Source organism: Roseobacter sp. AzwK-3b, assembly GCF_000170875.1.
Taxonomy (GTDB): Bacteria; Pseudomonadota; Alphaproteobacteria; order Rhodobacterales; family Rhodobacteraceae; genus Roseovarius; species Roseovarius litoreus.
On record NZ_ABCR01000005.1, the window covers coordinates 91,465 to 111,328 of the forward strand.

General features: G+C 64.4%; 23 protein-coding genes. All 23 read left to right on the forward strand.

The annotated features are described in order from the left end of the window. Positions 1–116 precede the first annotated feature (116 nt). The 23 genes from RAZWK3B_RS10375 to RAZWK3B_RS10485 all read left to right on the forward strand — a co-directional run bounded on the left by RAZWK3B_RS10375 (position 117) and on the right by RAZWK3B_RS10485 (position 19,864). The gene (locus RAZWK3B_RS10375) at positions 117–1,721 is read left to right on the forward strand and encodes a carboxyl transferase domain-containing protein (protein ID WP_007814861.1); all 1,605 of its coding nucleotides are present in this window, start codon (positions 117–119) and stop codon (positions 1,719–1,721) included. A gap of 81 nt (positions 1,722–1,802) precedes the next feature. Further along, positions 1,803–2,408 (forward strand): hypothetical protein, encoded by a 606-nt coding sequence (locus tag RAZWK3B_RS10380; RefSeq protein ID WP_007814863.1) that lies wholly within the window; start codon positions 1,803–1,805, stop codon positions 2,406–2,408. Positions 2,409–2,413: 5 nt separating this feature from the next. Further along, positions 2,414–3,400 (forward strand): NAD(P)H-dependent flavin oxidoreductase, encoded by a 987-nt coding sequence (locus RAZWK3B_RS10385; RefSeq protein WP_007814865.1) that lies wholly within the window; start codon positions 2,414–2,416, stop codon positions 3,398–3,400. 97 nt (positions 3,401–3,497) lie between these two features. Next, positions 3,498–5,465 (forward strand): acetyl/propionyl/methylcrotonyl-CoA carboxylase subunit alpha, encoded by a 1,968-nt coding sequence (locus RAZWK3B_RS10390; protein ID WP_007814866.1) that lies wholly within the window; start codon positions 3,498–3,500, stop codon positions 5,463–5,465. Further along, the gene (locus RAZWK3B_RS10395; RefSeq protein WP_007814868.1) at positions 5,462–6,130 is read left to right on the forward strand and encodes a glutathione S-transferase family protein; all 669 of its coding nucleotides are present in this window, start codon (positions 5,462–5,464) and stop codon (positions 6,128–6,130) included. The genes RAZWK3B_RS10390 and RAZWK3B_RS10395 overlap by 4 nt, the downstream gene beginning before the upstream one ends. Next, positions 6,123–6,980, forward strand: coding sequence for a hydroxymethylglutaryl-CoA lyase (locus RAZWK3B_RS10400; RefSeq protein WP_007814870.1), 858 nt, complete (start codon positions 6,123–6,125; stop codon positions 6,978–6,980). The genes RAZWK3B_RS10395 and RAZWK3B_RS10400 overlap by 8 nt, the downstream gene beginning before the upstream one ends. A 17-nt stretch (positions 6,981–6,997) precedes the next feature. Next, positions 6,998–7,780 carry a crotonase/enoyl-CoA hydratase family protein gene (locus RAZWK3B_RS10405; RefSeq protein WP_007814872.1) on the forward strand — a complete coding sequence of 261 codons (783 nt, stop codon included), beginning with the start codon at positions 6,998–7,000 and terminating at the stop codon, positions 7,778–7,780. Positions 7,781–8,048: 268 nt separating this feature from the next. Continuing rightward, complete coding sequence (locus RAZWK3B_RS10410; protein ID WP_007814874.1) at positions 8,049–8,414, forward strand: NADH-quinone oxidoreductase subunit A; 366 nt, start codon at positions 8,049–8,051, stop codon at positions 8,412–8,414. Next, positions 8,405–8,938, forward strand: coding sequence for a NuoB/complex I 20 kDa subunit family protein (locus RAZWK3B_RS10415; protein WP_007814875.1), 534 nt, complete (start codon positions 8,405–8,407; stop codon positions 8,936–8,938). Before RAZWK3B_RS10410 ends, RAZWK3B_RS10415 begins: the two co-directional genes overlap by 10 nt. 55 nt (positions 8,939–8,993) lie before the next feature. Beyond that, a complete protein-coding gene (locus tag RAZWK3B_RS10420; RefSeq protein ID WP_007814877.1) occupies positions 8,994–9,602 on the forward strand; it encodes an NADH-quinone oxidoreductase subunit C in 609 nt (202 codons plus the stop codon). Then, positions 9,602–10,819, forward strand: coding sequence for an NADH-quinone oxidoreductase subunit D (locus tag RAZWK3B_RS10425; protein ID WP_007814879.1), 1,218 nt, complete (start codon positions 9,602–9,604; stop codon positions 10,817–10,819). The genes RAZWK3B_RS10420 and RAZWK3B_RS10425 overlap by 1 nt, the downstream gene beginning before the upstream one ends. A gap of 2 nt (positions 10,820–10,821) precedes the next feature. Beyond that, on the forward strand, positions 10,822–11,100 hold the full coding sequence (locus tag RAZWK3B_RS10430) for a hypothetical protein (protein ID WP_050774221.1): 279 nt from the start codon (positions 10,822–10,824) through the stop codon (positions 11,098–11,100). 2 nt (positions 11,101–11,102) lie between these two features. Continuing rightward, the gene (locus RAZWK3B_RS10435) at positions 11,103–12,293 is read left to right on the forward strand and encodes an NADH-quinone oxidoreductase subunit E (RefSeq protein ID WP_007814883.1); all 1,191 of its coding nucleotides are present in this window, start codon (positions 11,103–11,105) and stop codon (positions 12,291–12,293) included. A 35-nt stretch (positions 12,294–12,328) separates the two neighbouring features. Next, a complete protein-coding gene (locus RAZWK3B_RS20580; protein ID WP_007814885.1) occupies positions 12,329–13,096 on the forward strand; it encodes a helix-hairpin-helix domain-containing protein in 768 nt (255 codons plus the stop codon). A 16-nt stretch (positions 13,097–13,112) separates the two neighbouring features. Continuing rightward, a complete protein-coding gene (locus tag RAZWK3B_RS10445; protein ID WP_007814887.1) occupies positions 13,113–13,340 on the forward strand; it encodes a DUF5337 domain-containing protein in 228 nt (75 codons plus the stop codon). 6 nt (positions 13,341–13,346) lie between these two features. Continuing rightward, a complete protein-coding gene (gene nuoF, locus RAZWK3B_RS10450; protein ID WP_007814889.1) occupies positions 13,347–14,642 on the forward strand; it encodes an NADH-quinone oxidoreductase subunit NuoF in 1,296 nt (431 codons plus the stop codon). Between the two features lie 4 nt (positions 14,643–14,646). Further along, positions 14,647–14,976 carry a hypothetical protein gene (locus RAZWK3B_RS10455; protein WP_007814891.1) on the forward strand — a complete coding sequence of 110 codons (330 nt, stop codon included), beginning with the start codon at positions 14,647–14,649 and terminating at the stop codon, positions 14,974–14,976. A gap of 125 nt (positions 14,977–15,101) precedes the next feature. Next, entirely contained in the window at positions 15,102–15,515 is a 414-nt protein-coding gene (locus RAZWK3B_RS10460) for a DUF5333 domain-containing protein (protein ID WP_007814892.1), read from the forward strand. A 6-nt stretch (positions 15,516–15,521) separates the two neighbouring features. Then, entirely contained in the window at positions 15,522–17,510 is a 1,989-nt protein-coding gene (gene nuoG, locus RAZWK3B_RS10465) for an NADH-quinone oxidoreductase subunit NuoG (RefSeq protein WP_007814894.1), read from the forward strand. Continuing rightward, positions 17,510–17,911, forward strand: a complete 402-nt coding sequence (locus RAZWK3B_RS10470) for a YNQ4 family lipoprotein (protein ID WP_007814895.1) — start codon at positions 17,510–17,512, stop codon at positions 17,909–17,911. The genes nuoG and RAZWK3B_RS10470 overlap by 1 nt, the downstream gene beginning before the upstream one ends. Before the next feature lie 7 nt (positions 17,912–17,918). Then, positions 17,919–18,956: an NADH-quinone oxidoreductase subunit NuoH gene (gene nuoH, locus RAZWK3B_RS10475; RefSeq protein WP_007814897.1), complete on the forward strand. Its 1,038-nt coding sequence runs from the start codon at positions 17,919–17,921 to the stop codon at positions 18,954–18,956. A 3-nt stretch (positions 18,957–18,959) separates the two neighbouring features. Next, positions 18,960–19,454 carry an NADH-quinone oxidoreductase subunit NuoI gene (gene nuoI / locus RAZWK3B_RS10480; RefSeq protein WP_007814898.1) on the forward strand — a complete coding sequence of 165 codons (495 nt, stop codon included), beginning with the start codon at positions 18,960–18,962 and terminating at the stop codon, positions 19,452–19,454. Further along, the gene (locus RAZWK3B_RS10485) at positions 19,451–19,864 is read left to right on the forward strand and encodes a carboxymuconolactone decarboxylase family protein (protein WP_007814900.1); all 414 of its coding nucleotides are present in this window, start codon (positions 19,451–19,453) and stop codon (positions 19,862–19,864) included. The genes nuoI and RAZWK3B_RS10485 overlap by 4 nt, the downstream gene beginning before the upstream one ends.

Below are 19,864 nucleotides of genomic sequence, written 5' to 3' on the forward strand. Positions count from 1 at the left end.
CGGGGCAGGGAGGAGCGCGATGCTATGCGTCCCATGCCGCATGAGCGCCGCTGTTGCGGCATAATGGCAGTCGTCGGGCGCGCGAGTAGCCGCCCCGCAGTATATCCGGAGGCGGCATGAAGCTTCAGTCCAAGGTGATCGCAACATCGCAGGAGTTCCGCGCCAATCGCGAGGGCCATCTGGCGGCGCTCCGGGTGGTCGAGGAGGCCGCGGCCCTTGCGGCGGCGGGCGGCGGCGAGGCGGCGCGCGAACGGCATCTGGCGCGCGGCAAGATGCTGCCGCGCGAGCGGGTGGCGACTCTGCTCGATCCGGGATCGCCCTTTCTGGAAGTGGGGGCCACGGCGGCGCATGGCATGTATGAGGTGGCCGCACCTTGTGCAGGGGTGATCGCGGGGGTGGGCCGGGTGCAGGGGCTGGACTGCATGATCCTGTGCAATGACGCCACGGTGAAGGGCGGCACCTATTATCCGATGACCGTCAAGAAACACCTGAGGGCACAGGAGATCGCGGAGGAATGCAACCTGCCCTGCATCTATCTGGTGGATAGCGGGGGTGCGAACCTGCCCAATCAGGACGAGGTCTTTCCCGACCGCGATCATTTCGGGCGCATCTTCTATAATCAGGCGCGGATGAGCGCCAAGGGCATCCCGCAGATCGCGGTGGTGATGGGATCGTGCACGGCGGGCGGGGCTTATGTGCCGGCGATGTCGGATGTGACGATCATCGTCAAGGACCAGGGCACGATCTTTCTGGCCGGCCCGCCGCTGGTCCGGGCGGCGACGGGCGAGCAGGTCAGCGCCGAGGAGCTGGGCGGCGGGGACGTGCATACGCGGCTGAGCGGCGTGGCGGATTACCTGGCCGAGGATGATGCACATGCGCTGGCGCTGGCGCGGCAGGCGGTGGCGGGGCTGAACCGTGTCACCCCGGCGACGGTCGCGTGGGCCAGCCCCGAGGAGCCGGCCTATGATCCCGAGGACCTGCTGGGCGTGGTGCCTGCCGATCTGCGCACGCCCTATGATATTCGCGAGGTGATCGCGCGGCTGGTGGATGGCTCGCGGCTGGACGAGTTCAAGGCGCGCTTCGGCGAGACGCTGGTGACGGGCTTTGCCAATATCAAGGGCTGTCCGGTGGGGATCGTCGCCAATAATGGCGTGCTGTTTTCGGAAGCCGCCCAGAAGGGCGCGCATTTCATCGAGCTGTGCAGTCAGCGCCGGGTGCCGCTTGTCTTTTTGCAGAACATCACGGGTTTCATGGTGGGCCGTAAATACGAAAACGAGGGTATTGCGCGCCATGGCGCCAAGATGGTGACGGCGGTGGCGACCACATCGGTGCCCAAGATCACCATGGTGGTGGGCGGCTCGTTCGGGGCGGGCAATTACGGCATGTCGGGCCGGGCCTATCAGCCGCGCTTCATGTGGTCCTGGCCCAACAGCCGGATCGGCGTGATGGGCGGCGAGCAGGCGGCGGGCGTTCTGGCCACCGTCAAGCGCGATGCGATCGAGCGCAAGGGCGGCGCATGGTCGGCCGAGGAAGAGGCCGCGTTCAAGCGCCCCACGATCGAGATGTTCGAGCGCCAGTCGCATCCTCTTTATGCCAGCGCGCGGCTTTGGGACGACGGGATCGTCGATCCACGCAAATCGCGCGATGTGCTGGCCCTGTCGCTGCGCGCCGCGCTCTGCGCCCCGATAGAGGAGACCCGCTTTGGCGTATTCCGCATGTGATAGGGTGGTGACGCGGGCCCTCGCCGCACGCGCGGCGGGCGCGCGAGCCGTTTCGGAGGATGGCTCGGAGGATGGCGCGCGATGAGCGATGATCCGAGTCGCACAAAAGCCGAGGAGGCGCGGCAGCTATGGGCGGATATGCGCGGGCTGGTCGAGCATGAGGACACGCTGGTGGATCACCGCCTGCGGTGGCTGTTCACTTTCAACGGCTTTCTCTTCGCGGCCATGGGCCTGTCGCTGAGTGCCGAAGGCGGGCTTCTGACAAGTGAGTGCCGCGATCCCGAACGCTGCGGGCAGATGCTGCAACTGCTGGCGGGGCTACGCTATGCGATCACCGCAGCGGGGGCGCTTTCGGCCGTGGCGAGCCTGTTTGGCGTGATGGCGGCGCAATCGGCGGTGCGCGCCGTGCGCTCGGATTATGTGAAGGCCTGCAAGGCGCGCGGCCTTCCCGCAGGGCCGTTCTCTCCGATCGGGCGGCTGCGGGCGGATATGTGGGGTGTCAATATCGCCACCTGGCTGCCGGTGATCGTGGCCGCGGTCTGGGTGGCGCTGGCCATGTGGGCGTGGCGTTTGCAGGCGGACATGGCCATTGGCGCAGGGGGGGCGACCATCGTCTTGCTGCTGGTGCTGATCTTCTGGCGCACCACGGCGGCGGACACGGTCAACGATGTGCGGGACGTGGAGTGAGCGCGATGACGGATCGTCCGACCCCTTCATCAAGGCCCGCGCTGGTCACCCGGCTGACCGAACGCTTCGGGCTGCGGGCGCCGATCGCGTCGGCGCCGATGGCGATGGCGGCGGGCGGGCGACTGGCGGCGGCGGTGAGTCGGGCGGGAGGGCTTGGCTTTATCGGCGGCGGCTATGGCGATGCGGCCTGGATCGAGGCGCAGATGGCCGAGGCCGGGAATGTGGCCGTGGGCTGCGGGCTGATCACATGGGCGCTCGAGCGGCGCGAGGCCGAGGCGCCGGGCCTGTTCGAGGCGATCCTTGCGCGCAGCCCGGCGGGGGTTTTCCTGTCCTTCGGTGATCCCGCGCCCTTTGCGGCCCGCGCAAGGGCGGCGGGCGTGCCGGTCTTCGTGCAGGTCCAGAGCCTGAGCGGCGCCCGTGAGGCGCTGGCGGCGGGCGCGGATGTGATCGTGGCGCAGGGCACGGAAGCGGGCGGGCATGGCGCGACACGCGGCACGATGAGCCTTGTGCCCGAAGTGGTCGATGCGGTGGGTGACCGGGCGATCGTGCTTGCGGCGGGTGGTATCGCGGATGGCCGGGGCGTGGCCGCGGCGCTGATGCTGGGGGCGGATGGCGTGCTGGTGGGCACGCGGTTCTGGGCCGCGGAGGAGGCGCTGGTGGCGCCGGGATTTCAGGCCGCGGCGGTGGCGGCGGATGGCGACAGGACGCTGCGCTCGTCGCTGCCGGATATCGCGCGGGGGCTGGACTGGCCTACGCCCTATACGATCCGGACCTTGCGCAACGGCTGGACCGGACAATGGGAAGGGGTGCCGGGTGGGCCGGCCTCGGGTGCGGCGCGCGCGGCTTATGCACGCGCGGTGGCCGAAGGCGACGCCGAGAAAGCCCCGGCGATTGCCGGAGAGGCGGTGGGGCTGATCCATGCGGTCGAGCCTGCGGAAGCGATTGTCACGCGCATGATCGAGGAGGCGCGGGAGGCGCTGGCGCGATGGTGAGCGATACGGCGACGGGCGCGCAAAGGCGCGGGCCGAGGCAGGTGAGTATTTGGGGAACGATGAAGAGGGGCGGCACCGCCCCCGGGAGAGAGCTGGCATGTTCGAGACGATCCTGATTGCGAATCGCGGCGAGATCGCCTGCCGCGTGATCGATACCGCCCGGCGCATGGGGGTGCGCACAGTGGCGGTCTATTCCGATGCGGATCGCGGCGCGCGGCATGTGGCGATGGCGGACCGGGCGGTGCGGATCGGCGGGCCTGCGCCTGCCGAGAGCTATCTGCGGAGCGATGCGATCATCGCGGCGGCTCTCGAGACGGGCGCGCAGGCGATCCATCCGGGCTATGGCTTCTTGTCGGAGAACCCCGATTTCGTGGACGCCGTCGAGGCGGCGGGGCTTGTGTTCATCGGGCCGTCGGCAGCCGCGATCCGGGCAATGGGGCTGAAAGATGCCGCCAAGGCGCTGATGGAGGAGGCGGGCGTGCCGGTGGTGCCGGGCTATCACGGCGCACATCAGGACCCGGAGCATCTGGCGGGGGCGGCGGATGCGATCGGCTATCCGGTGCTGATCAAGGCCGTCGCGGGGGGCGGCGGCAAGGGGATGCGGCTGGTCGAGCGGCCGGGGGATTTTGCCGATGCGCTGCGAAGCGCGCGCAGCGAGGCGCGGACCGCCTTTGGCAATGATGCCGTGCTGATCGAGAAATTCGTGGCAAAACCGCGTCATATCGAGGTGCAGGTCTTTGGCGACGGACGCCGGGCGGTGCATCTTTTCGAGCGCGATTGTTCGCTGCAGCGACGCCATCAGAAGGTGATCGAGGAGGCACCGGCGCCCGGCATGACCGAAGAGATGCGCGCGGCGATGGGACAGGCGGCGGTGCGCGCGGCCGAGGCGATCGGCTATGCGGGGGCGGGCACGGTGGAATTCATCGTCGATGGCAGCCGGGGGCTCAGGACCGATGGGTTCTGGTTCATGGAGATGAACACGCGCCTGCAGGTGGAGCATCCCGTGACCGAGGCGATCACCGGCGTCGATCTGGTGGAATGGCAGCTGCGGGTGGCCTCGGGGGAGGCGTTGCCGCTGCAACAGGAGGATCTGGCGATCCGCGGCCATGCCTTCGAGGCGAGGCTTTATGCGGAGGATGTTCCCAAGGGGTTCCTGCCCGCGACGGGCCGATTGACGCATCTGCGCTTTGCCGAAGGGGCGAGGGCCGATACGGGCGTGCGGGCAGGCGACGAGATCTCGCCGTATTACGATCCGATGATCGCGAAGATCGTCGTGCAGGGCGCCACGCGGGCGGGGGCGCTCAGGCGGTTGTCGGCGGCGCTGGAGGCCACGCAGGTGGCGGGTACGGTGACCAACCTGGCCTTTCTGGGCGCCCTGGCGCGGCACGGGGGCTTTGCGCAGGGCGATGTCGATACCGGGCTGATCGCGCGCGATATCGACGCGCTGGCGCGGATGCCCCAGCCGCGGCCGGGCGAGATCGCGCTGGCGGGGCTGGCGGCGCTTGGATTGCTTGGGCAGAGCATGGCCGAGACCGGGTTCACGCTATGGCAGCCGATGGAGCGCGGTGTCATCCTCAGGCGCGAGGGCGAAGAGATCGCGCTGCGCCTGCGCAGCCTGTCGTGCGATGCGCATGATGTCATGGTCGCAGGCAGACCCGTGGAGGCGCGCCGCGTCGCGGGCCGCTGGCAGATCGATGGTGAAGCGGCGCCAGAGGTGGCGGTCAATGGCGCGAGTGTCACGGTGTTCAGCCAATACGGCTTGGGTTTCGAGATTATCGATCCGTTGGATCGCGCGGCGGCCAAGGGCGGGGATACCGATCTGATCGCGGCGCCGATGCCGGGGTTGGTCAAGGAGGTGCTGGCGCGGCCCGGTCAGGCGGTGGCCGAGGGCGACAGGCTGGCGGTGCTGGAGGCCATGAAGATGGAGCATGCCCTGCTGGCCGCGCGCGACGGGATCGTGGCCGAGGTTCTGGTCGAGGCCGGTGCGCAGGTCGAGGCCGGGGCCGCGCTGGTGCGGCTGGAGGGACAGGCGGAGGCGAAAGACGGGGAGGCGGACAGCGCATGATCACGCTGCATCATGTGCCGCAGAGCCGCTCGATGCGGGTGTTGTGGCTGCTGCATGAGCTGGGGGTGTCGTTCCGGGTGCAGGAACATGCCTTCGACAAGTCCTTGCGCGCGCCCGAATTCCTGAGCCTGTCACCGGCGGGGCGGGTGCCTGCGCTGGAGATCGAGGGGGAGCGGATGTTCGAATCCGGCGCCATGGTCGAATATCTGTGCGACCGGTTTCCGGAGGCGGGATTGGGCCGGATGCCGGGGGACATGGACCGCATGGCGTGGCTGGTCTGGGTGCATTTCGCCGAAACGCTGAGCCAGCATGTCGCGGCGCTGACGCAGCAGCATATCATGCTCTATGAAGACGCCATGCGCAGTCCCATCGTCATGAAGCTCGAGGCGGCACGGATCGCCAAATGCTATGCCGCGATCGAGGCGCGGTTGTCGACGCCGGTGGAGAATCGCGACCATCTGCTGACCAGCGGATTCTCGGCGGCGGATATCTGCGTGGGGCAGGCGGTTTATATGGCGCGTCACTTCGCGCGGCTCGATCCGTTCCCGCAGACGGCTGCTTGGTACGAGCGGCTGACCGAGCGCGAGGGGTTTCGCGCATCGCTGCCCACGGAAGATGGCACGCGGATCTATGACAGGGATTTCTACGAGGCATGGGATGGCTGACAGGGTCGAGATATTCGAGGTCGGCCCGCGCGACGGGCTGCAGAACGAAAAACGGCAGATCCCCACGGCGGAGAAGATCGCGCTGATCGATACCTTGAGCAGTGCGGGATTTGCCCGGATCGAGGTGGCGAGTTTCGTCAGCCCGAAATGGGTGCCGCAGATGGCGGATTCCGCCGATGTCCTCGCCGGTATTCGCCGCGCACCCGGTGTCCGCTATGCCGCGCTGACGCCCAATTTGCGCGGGCTGGAAGGGGCGCTGGCGGCGAAGGCCGATGAGGTGGCGATTTTCGGGGCGGCCTCGGAGGGGTTCTCGAAGGCCAATATCAACGCGAGCATCGCCGAAAGCCTCGAGCGGTTCGCGCCGGTGACAGAGGCGGCACGGGCGGCGGGGATAACGGTGCGGGGTTATGTGTCCTGCGTGACCGATTGCCCCTATGACGGGCCGGTTGCGCCGGGGGATGTGGCGCGCGTGGCGGCGAGGCTTTTCGAGATGGGCTGCTACGAGATTTCGCTTGGTGACACGATCGGGCAGGGCACACCCGAGACCATCGACGCCATGCTGGCGGCGGTCTGCGATGTGGTGCCGGAAAGCGCGCTGGCCGGGCATTACCACGACACGGGCGGGCGCGCGCTGGACAATATCGGGGTGTCGCTGGCGCGCGGGCTGCGGGTGTTCGATGCGGCGGTGGGCGGGCTTGGCGGCTGTCCCTATGCGCCGGGGGCGTCGGGCAATGTGGCGACGGAGGCCGTGCACGACCATGTGCAGGCGATGGGATATGAGACAGGGCTGGACCGCGAGGTGCTGGCGCGCGCCGCACAGATGGCCCGCACGATGCGGTCAGGCGGATGAGCGGAGGGAGCAGGGGCATGTTCGAGACAATCAGCATCGAGAGGGATGTGCGCGGTGTGGCGACGCTGTGGCTGGACCGGGCCGACAAGCACAATGCCATGTCGGCACGGATGATCGCGGAGCTGCACGAGGCGGCGCGCGAGCTTGGCGCGGATGAGGGCGTGCGGGTGGTGGTGCTCGCGGCCCACGGCAAGACGTTTTGCGCGGGTGGTGATCTGGACTGGATGCGGCAGCAATTCGATGCGGAGCCCGAGACGAGATCGGCCGAGGCGGGCAAGCTGGCGCATATGCTGCAGGCGCTCAACACCTTGCCCAAGCCGCTGATCGGGCGGCTGCATGGCCCTGCCTTCGGCGGTGGGGTCGGGCTGGCCAGCGTCTGCGACGTGGCGATCGGGGTGGAGCATATCACGATGGGCCTGACCGAGACGCGGCTGGGGCTGATCCCGGCCACGATCGGGCCGTATGTCTGCGCGCGGATGGGCGAGGCACGGGCGCGGCGGGTGTTCATGTCGGGGCGACGCTTTGGCGCGGAGGAGGCCGTGGCGCTGAACCTGCTGTCCCGGTCGGTGCCCGAAGACCGGCTGGATGAGGCTGTGGAGGCCGAGGTGGCGCCTTACCTGTCCTGCGCGCCCGGTGCCGTGGCGCGTGCGAAAGCCCTGCTGCGCCATCTTGGGCCGCGCATCGACGAGGCGGTGATCGCGCATTCCGTCGCGGAACTTGCCGCGTGTTGGGAGGGCCGCGAGGCGCCCGAGGGGATCGGCGCGTTTTTCGACAAGCGCAAGCCGGGTTGGGCCGAGTGACGGATTCGTGTCCCGAGAGGGGATGACAGGCGCCGGATTCGCCCTAATTTTTCAACGAACACTCGTGAAGACTGGCCGGGATATCGGGGCGTTGGGACAATTTGTCTATATTTAGTATACACCTGCATACATCTTTAGTTTAAGGACGCGTGCAGTGATCGGAATGTGTTCGCCGTTGGTTGACCCGGAAGTGGGGCGGCGGTAAACCCTGCCATAGTCAGTGTAGCCATCTGAATGCGCTCGGGACGCGCGTGAAAGGAGCCACCCAGTGGAAGAGATGCTGAGGGAATATCTTCCCATTCTGGTCCTTCTGGCCGTTGCGATCGGTCTTGGCCTTGTTCTTCTTCTTGCGGCGATCGTTGCGGCGGTGCGAAATCCCGACCCCGAAAAGCTGAGCGCCTATGAATGCGGGTTCAACGCTTTCGATGATGCGCGGATGAAATTCGATGTCCGGTTCTACCTGGTGTCGATCCTGTTCATCATCTTCGACCTGGAAATCGCGATGCTGTTTCCGTGGGCGGTGGCGTTTCAGGACATCTCGATGACGGCGTTCTGGTCGATGATGGCGTTTCTGGCCGTTCTGACGGCCGGGTTCGCGTATGAATGGAGAAAAGGGGCGATGGAATGGGAGTAGCGACCGGAGCCAACACAGCCGGGTTCGATCGCGAGGTCGCCACCCAGGATCTGAACCGCGAGTTGCAGGACAAGGGCTTTCTTGTCACCTCGACCGAGGACATCATCAACTGGGCGCGCACCGGCAGCCTGCACTGGATGACATTCGGTCTGGCGTGCTGTGCGGTCGAGATGATGCATGCCTCGATGCCGCGCTATGACCTTGAGCGGTTCGGCACGGCGCCGCGCGCCAGCCCGCGCCAGTCGGACCTTATGATCGTGGCCGGCACGCTGACCAACAAGATGGCGCCCGCGCTGCGCAAGGTCTATGACCAGATGCCCGAGCCGCGTTACGTGATCTCGATGGGCTCCTGCGCCAATGGCGGGGGTTACTACCACTACAGCTATTCGGTGGTGCGCGGATGCGACCGCATCGTGCCGGTGGACATCTACGTGCCGGGTTGCCCTCCGACGGCCGAGGCGCTGGTCTACGGGATCATGCAGTTGCAGCGCAAGATACGCCGGACCGGGACGATCGTGCGCTGAGGGTGCACTGTGTTACAGGCGTGGGGCGGGACCCTCGCGCGAAAGGACGATGACGATGAGCAACGCGCTGAAGGAACTGGGCGCCTATATCGAGGTGAAACGCCCCGATTGCGTTCTTGGTTGGGATGTTTCCCATGGCGAATTGAATGTGGACGTGGCGCTGCCGAATATCGCGGCGCTGGTCGAGTTTCTGAAAACCGATCAGACCTGTCGCTTTTCGTCACTGGTGGATATCACCGCGGTCGATTACCCCGACCGAGCCAAGCGGTTCGACGTGGTCTATCATTTCCTGAGCATGTATCAGAACCACCGTATCCGCCTGCGGGCGGCGGCGCGCGAAGAGGACATGGTGCCGTCGATCACCGAGATCCATCCCTCGGCCAACTGGTTCGAGCGCGAAGTCTTCGATATGTTCGGCATCCTGTTTTCCGGTCACCCGGACCTGCGCCGCATCCTGACTGATTACGGCTTTCGCGGGCATCCGCTGCGCAAGGATTTCCCGACCACCGGTTATACCGAGGTGCGCTATGACGAGGTGCAAAAGCGCGTGGTCTATGAGCCTGTGAGCCTGGTGCAGGAATATCGTCAATTCGACTTCATGTCGCCTTGGGAAGGGGCCGAATACATCCTGCCCGGCGACGAGAAGAAAGCGGAGGGCAAGTGATGGACGGCGCCAAGTTCGAAGACGCCCTGACGGGCGAACAGAAGATCCGCAACTTCAATCTCAATTTCGGGCCGCAGCACCCGGCGGCGCATGGTGTGCTGCGTCTTGTGCTCGAGCTTGACGGCGAGATCGTCGAACGCTGCGATCCGCATATCGGGCTGCTCCATCGCGGCACCGAAAAGCTGATGGAAAGTCGGACCTATCTGCAGAACCTGCCCTATTTCGACCGGCTGGATTACGTGGCGCCGATGAACCAGGAACATGCCTGGTGTCTGGCGATCGAGAAGCTGACCGGGGTTGAGGTGCCACGCCGCGCCAGCCTGATCCGGGTGCTTTATTCCGAGATCGGCCGCATCCTGAACCACCTGCTGAACGTCACGACGCAGGCGATGGATGTGGGCGCGCTCACACCGCCCTTGTGGGGGTTCGAAGAGCGCGAAAAGCTGATGGTCTTCTATGAGCGGGCCTGCGGCGCGCGCCTTCATGCGGCCTATTTCCGCCCCGGCGGCGTGCATCAGGATCTGCCGACCGAGCTGATCGACGATATCGAGACATGGGCGCATGAGTTCCCGCGCGTGCTTGCTGATATCGACGGCCTGTTGACCGAGAACCGGATCTTCAAGCAGCGCAATGCCGATATCGGGGTGGTGACCGAGAAGGACATTCTCGATTGGGGATTCTCGGGTGTCATGGTGCGCGGCTCGGGGCTGGCATGGGATCTGCGCCGCGCGCAGCCTTATGAATGTTACGACGAGTTCGATTTCCAGATCCCCGTGGGCAAGAACGGCGATTGCTATGACCGCTATCTGGTGCGCATGGAAGAGATGCGCCAGTCGCTGTCGATCATCCATCAGTGCATCGCCAAGCTGCGGGCACCCGACGGGCAGGGCGATGTGCTGGCACGCGGCAAGATCACGCCGCCGTCGCGGGGCGAGATGAAGACCTCGATGGAGGCGCTGATCCACCACTTCAAGCTTTACACCGAAGGATTCCGCGTGCCCGAGGGCGAAGTCTATGCCGCCGTCGAAGCGCCCAAGGGCGAGTTTGGCGTCTATCTGGTGGCGGATGGCACCAACAAGCCCTATCGCGCCAAGCTGCGCGCGCCGGGGTTCCTGCATCTGCAGGCGATGGATTATGTCGCAGGCGGCCATCAATTGGCCGACGTGGCGGCGATCATCGGAACGATGGACGTTGTGTTCGGGGAGATCGACAGGTGACGATGCGTGTCTGGGCGGCAATGGCCGTCGGTTTTGTCGGGCTTGCGGGTTGTGCGATGCCGCCCGAGGGGGTGAGCCCCGAAGATCTGAAAGATTACAAAACGGCCGTCGCCTCGATCGGGTGCGAGATGGTCACCGAAGCGGATTATCTGCCGGTCGAATTGCAGGCGGGACTGACCCGCGAGCAGTCGACGGCGATCACCGCGTATCTGCTGACCGCGGGCGAAGCCGAACGGTTGGACAATGGCGGGGTGAAATTGAAGACAGGAGCCTGTGCGTAGGTATGCTGAGACGTCTCCATAAAGAGCAGCCTGAAAGCTTCGCCTTCACGCCCGAAAACCGGGCCTGGGCCGAGGCACAGATCACCAAGTATCCCGAGGGCCGGCAGGCGAGCGCGATCATTCCGCTGCTGTGGCGCGCCCAGGAGCAGGAGGGGTGGCTGAGCCGTCCCGCGATCGAGCATGTCGCGCAGATGCTGGACATGGATTTCATTCGCGGTCTCGAAGTGGCCACCTTCTATTTCATGTTCCAGCTGCAGCCGGTGGGCAGCGTGGCGCATGTGCAGGTTTGCGGCACCACGTCTTGCATGATCTGCGGCGCCGAGGATCTGATCGGTGTGTGCCGCGAAAAGATCTCGCCCAATCCCCACGAGCTGAGCGCCGATGGCAAGCTGAGCTGGGAAGAGGTGGAATGCCTTGGCGCCTGTGCGAATGCGCCAATGGCGCAGATCGGCAAGGATTATTACGAGGATCTCACAGCAGAGCGCTTTGCGCAGATGCTGGATGATCTGGTGGCGGGCAAGGTTCCTGCACCGGGTCCGCAGAATGGCCGCTATGCCAGCGAGCCGGTGTCGGGGCTGACCAGCCTTCTGGCGCATGACAAGGGGCGCATGGCGCATAACGCGAGTGTGCAGCTGGCCAACGATCTGGGGGATACGGTCAAGCGGATCGACGGCACCGAGGTGCCGGTGCTTGCGCCATGGCGCGACAAAGGCGCGAACCACCGGCCTGCAGACCCTGCTGTGAAGCTGAACGAAACACCGCAGGAGGTGGGCGCGAAGGCCGCCAAGCCGCAACCGGGCAAGGATGCCAAGGCCGATGAGACGGGCATCTCCAAGCGCGAGGCACCGGCCAAGTCCAAGGCCAAGCCTGCGCCGCAACCGGCGGCAGATCCGTCGCAATCGCCCGGCAAGAAGCCGCGCGTCATGAAAGCGCCGCGCAAGGCCGGGGCGGATGATCTCAAGCTGATCAAAGGCGTTGGCCCCAAACTTGAACAGCTGCTGCATGGTCTGGGATTTTTCCATTTCGATCAGGTGGCGAACTGGACCGAAGAAGAAGTGCAGTGGGTTGACCAGAACCTCGAAGGGTTCAAGGGACGGGTCAGCCGCGATCATTGGGTCGAACAAGCGAAACTGCTGGCCGAGGGCAAGGACACCGAGTTTTCGTCCAGAGCCAGGAAAGGAGGCGTCGAATAAGGCGCTCTTGAGACACCAACAGGGGGTTAATAGTGATGTCGAATTCTGCAAATTGGACGGTCTGCCAGATCGTTTGCTGGGCCTTGTCGGCGATCGCGGGGATCGCTGTGCTTTGGGGCACCATCGAGCCGGTCGGGTTCATCGGTGCACTGATGGCCGGGGTGGCCGTGGCGGTGTTTCTTGGGTTGGTGTTCACGCGGCTTGTCTGCACGGGTGAGGCACCTGTCGCGGCTACGGTTGCCGGGGGTGCTATCGGCAAGCTGATGGGCACCGAACCGGCAGGGGCCACGCCGGCGGCAGCGGCGGCAAGTGCGACGGCAGAGCCAAAAGTGGCAGCGGCACCGGAAGCGCCAAAGTCTGCGACTGCGCCCGTGGCCAAGCCGGCGGCGCCTGAGGCACCCAAGGCCAAGGCCGAGACCAAGGCGAAGGATACAGCCAAGGCCGAGGACAAGGCCGACGCGAAAACGACATCGACGGCGTCCTCGGGGGATGAGGGCAAAGACGACGAGGAAATCGGCACCAAGCCAGCGGCGCTGTCGGCGCCAAAGGGCGGGCAGGCCGATAATCTGAAGGAAATCAAGGGCGTTGGTCCGAAACTTGAAAGTCTGCTGCATGAGATGGGCTTTTATCATTTCGACCAGATCGCCAGCTGGGGCGCGGATGAGTTGGCGTGGATGGATGCCAATCTGAAGGGCTTCAAGGGCCGCGCAAGCCGCGACAACTGGGTCGAGCAGGCCAAGATACTGGCGGCGGGCGGTGAAACGGAATTCTCTAAACGCGTCGAAGACGGCGGCGTGTATTGAGGGAAAGGCTGACAGAATGAGCAACCGTCCGGACGAAATGCAATTGGCACGCAAGGGCCGCACCGTTGGTGTGGTCATTGCGGTGACGATGCTCGTCTGGATGGGCGCTCAGTGGGTCGGGTCGCAAATGGACTGGCCGGTAAGGTTCGTCTTTCTGTTCGATCTGGCCGCCATTGCCGCCCTGTTCTGGGCGTTGGTGGTCACGATGCAAATCTGGCGCGCGCGCCGGGACAACCGAGGGTGATATCGGATGCTCAAGGACGAAGACCGTATCTTTACCAATCTTTACGGGATGCATGACCGTTCCCTGAAAGGGGCGATGGCGCGTGGTCATTGGGACGGGACGGCGAAAATCCTGCAGAATGGCCGCGAATGGATCATCGATCAGATGAAAGCCAGCGGCCTGCGCGGACGTGGTGGCGCGGGCTTTCCGACGGGGCTGAAATGGTCCTTCATGCCCAAGGAAAGCGATGGTCGCCCTGCCTATCTGGTGGTCAATGCCGACGAATCCGAGCCGGGCACCTGCAAGGACCGCGAGATCATGCGCCATGATCCGCATACCCTGATCGAAGGCTGCCTGATCGCGTCCTATGCGATGAAGGCGCATGCTTGCTACATCTACATTCGCGGCGAATATATCCGCGAGCGCGAGGCGCTGCAGACCGCGATAGACGAGGCCTATGATGCCGGTCTGATCGGCAAGAACGCCTGCAAGTCGGGCTATGATTTCGACCTCTACCTGCATCACGGCGCGGGCGCTTATATCTGTGGTGAGGAAACCGCCCTTCTGGAAAGCCTTGAAGGCAAGAAGGGGATGCCGCGCATGAAGCCGCCATTCCCGGCGATGGCGGGGCTTTACGGCTGTCCCACTACGGTGAACAACGTGGAGTCGATTGCCGTGGCGCCGACGATCCTGCGCCGTGGGCCAGAATGGTTCGCGGGCTTCGGTCGTCCGAACAACACCGGCACCAAGATTTTCGCGATCTCGGGGCATGTGAACGCGCCCTGCGTGGTCGAGGAAAGCATGTCGATCTCGTTCGAAGAGCTGATCGACAAGCATTGCGGCGGTATCCGGGGCGGCTGGAGCAACCTCAAGGCGGTGATCCCCGGCGGCTCGTCGGTGCCTTGCGTGCACGGCGAGAACATGCGCGATGCGGTGATGGATTTCGATGCGCTGAAGGAAAAGGGCTCGTCGCTCGGGACGGCGGCGGTCATCGTGATGGACCAGTCCACCGACATCATCAAGGCGATCTGGCGGCTGTCGAAATTCTACAAGCACGAAAGCTGCGGTCAGTGCACGCCTTGCCGCGAAGGCACGGGCTGGATGATGCGGGTGATGGACCGTCTGGTGCGCGGCGAGGCCGAAGTCGAGGAGATCGACATGCTGTTCGACGTGACCAAACAGGTCGAGGGCCACACGATCTGCGCGCTTGGCGACGCGGCGGCCTGGCCGATCCAAGGCTTGATCCGCAACTTCCGCGACGAGATCGAGGATCGTATCAAGGCACAGAAATCGGGCCGCGTCAGCGCGGTCGCGGCGGAGTAGGCAGATGCGCGCTCTCATCCTCATGACGGTGTCGGCTCTCATGCTGGCCGCCTGCAGCGAGCGGTCCGAACGGGTTCTGTTCGACGGCATGTATTTTCCGGCCAAGGCCAAGAAGGCATCGGATGACCGCTTGGATTTCGAGGTCAGCGTGCGCCGTGCGTCGCAGAGCCTCGAGGCGGCGCAAGCGGCCGGGCGTCATGAAGGAACCCGCTATTGCATCGAGAATTTCGGAACCTCCGAGATCGCGTGGAGCGAGGGACCAGATGGCGAGAGCGGCGCGGTACAGATGTCGAATGGCAACCTGATGCTGAAAGGCCGGTGCGTGATATGGTGACTTTCCGTTGCATGACAGGCCGTTCCGAGAGGTGTTATTGCATAGCGCCCCACGGAACGCCCATCTGCAGGGCAGATGGGACGGCACAGCGTCGTCCCGCTCTGTCGCTGAAAGGAGTTACCCCCATGCGTCTTGTGAAATCATCTGCTTTGGCGCTCATGCTGGTGGCGAGCGCCGCCACCGCGCAAGCCTCGGCTGAAATCGGACTGTCGAAGGAAAAAGACATCAACGCCGGTCTTCTGGTCATTGCCGTGGCCGACAAGATCCGCCGTGAATGCTCGGACATCTCGGCACGTTTGTTCGATGCGCGTTCCTACCTTGTGTCGCTCAAGCAGAAGGCCGCCGAGAAGGGATACTCGGACGCCGAGATCGACGCCTACATCAACAACGACGCGGAAAAGGCGAAGATGCGCGAGCGGCGCAACGCCTATTTTCAGGCGCATGGGGCCAGCAATCGAGAGCCTGCCAGCCTGTGCGCCCTTGGCCGCGCCGAAATCCAAAAGCAGAGCCAGATCGGCCTGTTGCTGAGAACGAAGTGAGAAATCATGTCTGACCTGCGCAAGATCATCATCGACGATCAGGAAGTGGAAGTGGACGGCGCGATGACGCTGATCCAGGCGTGTGAGCAGGCCGGGATCGAAATCCCGCGGTTTTGCTACCACGAGCGGCTGTCGATCGCGGGCAACTGCCGGATGTGCCTTGTCGAAGTCGTGGGCGGCCCGCCCAAGCCCGCAGCCTCTTGTGCGATGCAAGTGCGCGATCTGCGCCCCGGCCCCGAAGGTCAGCCGCCGATGGTCAAGACCAATTCGCCGATGGTCAAGAAGGCCCGCGAAGGGGTGATGGAGTTTCTGCTGATCAACCATCCCCTGGATTGTCCGATCTGCGATCAGGGCGGCGAATGCGACCTGCAGGATCAGGCGATGGCCTATGGTGTGGATTTCAGCCGCTACCGCGAACCCAAGCGCGCGAGTGAGGATCTGGATCTTGGGCCGCTGGTCGAAACCCATATGACGCGCTGCATTTCCTGCACCCGTTGCGTGCGCTTCACCACCGAGGTGGCGGGGATCAACCAGATGGGTCAGACCGGACGCGGCGAAGATGCCGAGATCACCAGCTATCTGGGAGAGACGCTGGACAGCAACCTGCAGGGCAACATCATCGATCTGTGCCCGGTTGGGGCGCTTGTCTCGAAGCCCTATGCCTTCACCGCGCGGCCCTGGGAGCTGACCAAGACAGAGACGATCGACGTGATGGATGCGCTTGGATCGAACATCCGGGTGGACACCAAGGGGCGCGAAGTGATGCGGATCCTGCCGCGCAACCATGATGGCGTGAACGAGGAATGGATTTCCGACAAGACCCGGTTCGTTTGGGACGGTCTGCGCCGTCAACGGCTGGACCGGCCCTATATCCGTGAGAATGGCAAGCTGCGCCCTGCCAGCTGGCCCGAAGCGCTTGGCAAAGCGGCTGCGGCGCTCAAGGGCGCGCGCAAGGTGGCCGGGCTGGTCGGTGATCTCGTGTCGGTCGAGCCGGCCTTTGCGCTGCGGCAGATGATCGAGGGTCTGGGCGGTCAGGTGGAGTGTCGCACCGATGGCGCCAAGCTTCCGGCGGGCAATCGCTCGGGCTATGTCGGCAATGTGGCGATCGAAGAGCTGGATACCGCGAAGGAGGTCGTGCTGATCGGCACCAATCCGGCGGTTGAGGCCCCGGTGCTGAATGCGCGGATCCGCAAGGCGTGGATCAATGGTGCGAACGTGACACTGGTCGGACCTTCTGTCGACCTGACCTATGATTACAGCCATGCCGGCACGGGCCGGGATGCGCTCTCCAAGCTGAAAACGTCCAGCGATGCGATCGTCATCGTCGGGCAGGGGGCATTGAACGAGGCGGATGGCGAGGCGGTTCTGGCTGCCGCTCAAGCGATTTCCGGGCGGGTCCTCGTCCTGCATACGGCTGCGGGACGGGTCGGCGCCATGGATGCGGGCTGCACGACGCAAGGCGGGCTTGCCGCTGCTGTCGACGGGGCGGAGGTGATCTACAACCTCGGCGCGGATGAGCTCGACATACATGAGGGGCCGTTCGTGATCTATCAGGGCAGCCACGGGGACCGAGGCGCGCATCGCGCCGATGTGATCCTGCCGGGGGCCGCCTATACCGAGGAGCAGGGGCTGTTCGTCAACACCGAAGGTCGGCCGCAACTGGCGCTGCGCGGGGGCTTCCCGCCGGGCGAGGCCAAGGAGAACTGGGCGATTCTGAGGGCGCTGTCGGGTGAGATGGGCAGTGTGCTGCCGTATGATTCGCTCGTGCAGCTGCGTCAGGCGCTGGTCGCCGAGGTGCCGCATCTCAAGAGGGTGGATCAGGTGATCGACACCGACTGGACCCCGCTGCCCAAGGGCAAACTGGGCGACGCGGATTTCCGGTTGCCGATCCGGGACTTCTACCTGACCAACCCGATTGCGCGTGCAAGCGAGTTGATGGCGGAGCTGAGTGCCAACGCCAAGGCGCGGCGCGACACGCCGGTGGCCGCCGAGTGATGGGGCGCGCGGCGCTCATATCGCCGCTGGCGCTGCTATTGGCAGGCGCGGTGTCCGGGTGCGAGTCGACCGCGCCTCAGACCGTGGAGTTCAAGCCCCTCTATCAGGGCGTGGAGACCCGGTTTCTGGGCGATGACCTGGTGAATTTCCAGGTCCGTATGGTAGGCGCACGCGACCGTGAGGACGTGAGCCGCTATGCGGAATGCGCCGCCGCGCAATACACGCTGATCCGCGGCTATGGTTTTGCCCGGCATCTGCGCACGAATGTGGATCTGGCGGGTGGTATCTGGCGCGGCGATGCGGTTTATACGATCTCGCCGGCCCTGCCCCGAGGGCTGAAGACAATCGACGCCGAAGTCGTCGCCGCCGACTGTGCGGAAAACGGAATACCGATGGTGTGAGGACCTGATGGCTGAATTCTTGACAACCCCTTTCGGGATCGCGGTTCTGATCGTGGCGCAATGCCTTGCCGTAGTCGGCTTTGTCATGATCTCGCTGCTGTTTCTTGTGTATGGGGACCGCAAGATCTGGGCGGCGGTTCAGATGCGCCGTGGCCCGAACGTCGTGGGGGCCTTCGGCCTTCTGCAGACTGTGGCCGACGCGCTGAAATACGTGGTCAAGGAAGTGGTCGTGCCTGCGGGGGCCGACAAGACGGTGTTCATGCTGGCACCGCTTACCAGTTTCGTTCTGGCGATCCTTGCCTGGGCGGTGATTCCGCTGAACGAGGGCTGGGTGCTGAGCGATATCAATGTCGCTATCCTGTTCGTTTTCGCGGTGTCCTCGCTCGAGGTATACGGTGTCATCATGGGCGGATGGGCCTCGAATTCGAAATATCCGTTCCTGGGAAGCCTGCGGTCTGCGGCGCAGATGATTTCCTACGAGGTGTCGATCGGCCTTATCATCATCGGCGTCATCATCTCGACCGGCTCGATGAATTTCGGCGCGATCGTTGCAGCGCAGGATACGGCCTATGGCTTCTTCGGTTGGTACTGGTTGCCGCATCTGCCGATGGTGTTCCTGTTCTTCATTTCGGCGCTGGCCGAAACGAACCGCCCGCCTTTCGATCTGCCCGAAGCGGAATCCGAACTGGTGGCGGGGTATCAGGTGGAATATTCCAGCACGCCGTTCCTGTTGTTCATGGCAGGCGAATATATCGCGATCTTCCTGATGTGCGCGTTGACCTCGCTGCTGTTCTTCGGGGGCTGGCTGTCTCCCATTCCGGGCCTGCCTGACGGGGTGCTGTGGATGATCGCGAAGATGGCGTTCTTCTTCTTCCTCTTCGCGATGGTCAAGGCGATCACGCCGCGCTACCGCTATGACCAATTGATGCGGATCGGCTGGAAAGTGTTCCTGCCGATGTCGCTGGCCTGGGTGGTGATCGTGGCGTTTCTTGCGAAATTCGAAGTGCTCGGCGGGTTCTGGGCCCGTTGGGCGATTGGAGGCTGAGCCATGGCGAATATCGATTACGGACGTGCGGCGGGCTACTTCCTGCTTAAGGATTTCCTCGTGGGGTTCCGTCTGGGCCTGAAGTATTTCTTCGCGCCCAAAGCGACGCTTAACTATCCACACGAGAAAGGCCCGCTCAGCCCGCGGTTTCGCGGGGAACATGCGCTGCGCCGCTATCCCAATGGCGAGGAGCGCTGCATCGCGTGCAAGCTGTGCGAGGCGATCTGCCCGGCGCAGGCCATCACGATCGATGCCGAGCCTCGCGATGACGGCAGCCGCCGCACCACGCGTTATGACATCGACATGACGAAATGCATCTATTGCGGCTTCTGCCAAGAGGCTTGCCCGGTGGATGCGATCGTCGAAGGGCCGAATTTCGAATTCGCCACGGAAACCCGGGAAGAGCTGTTCTACGACAAGCAGAAGCTGCTTGAGAACGGGGACCGTTGGGAAGCCGAAATCGCCCGCAACCTGGAACTGGACGCACCGTACAGATGACCGACTCCAAGAACCCTTTCGAGGCGATCATGGCGCAGGCGCAGGAGATGGCGAAGGCCATGAATCCGGCGCTCGAGTCGTTCTCGCCCAAGGGAATGGAAAAGCTGTGGCCGACCATGCCGAAGGAGCTCATGGAGATGACCTTCGGCAAGGGCGTCAGTTCCAAGGGGCTGGATGCCAAGACAAGGCTCCTGCTGACGCTGGCGGGGCTGACCATGCTGGGGGCACAGAACGACACGCAGATCCGCATGACAGTGCGCCACGCGCTGGAAGCGGGCGCCACCAAAGACGAGATAGCCGAGACCATCGCTCAAATGGCGGTGTTCGCGGGCATCCCCTCCATGAACCGGGCGATGGATTTCGCCCGCGAGGTTCTGGACGAGAGCGAGGAAAAGGATACCGACTCATGA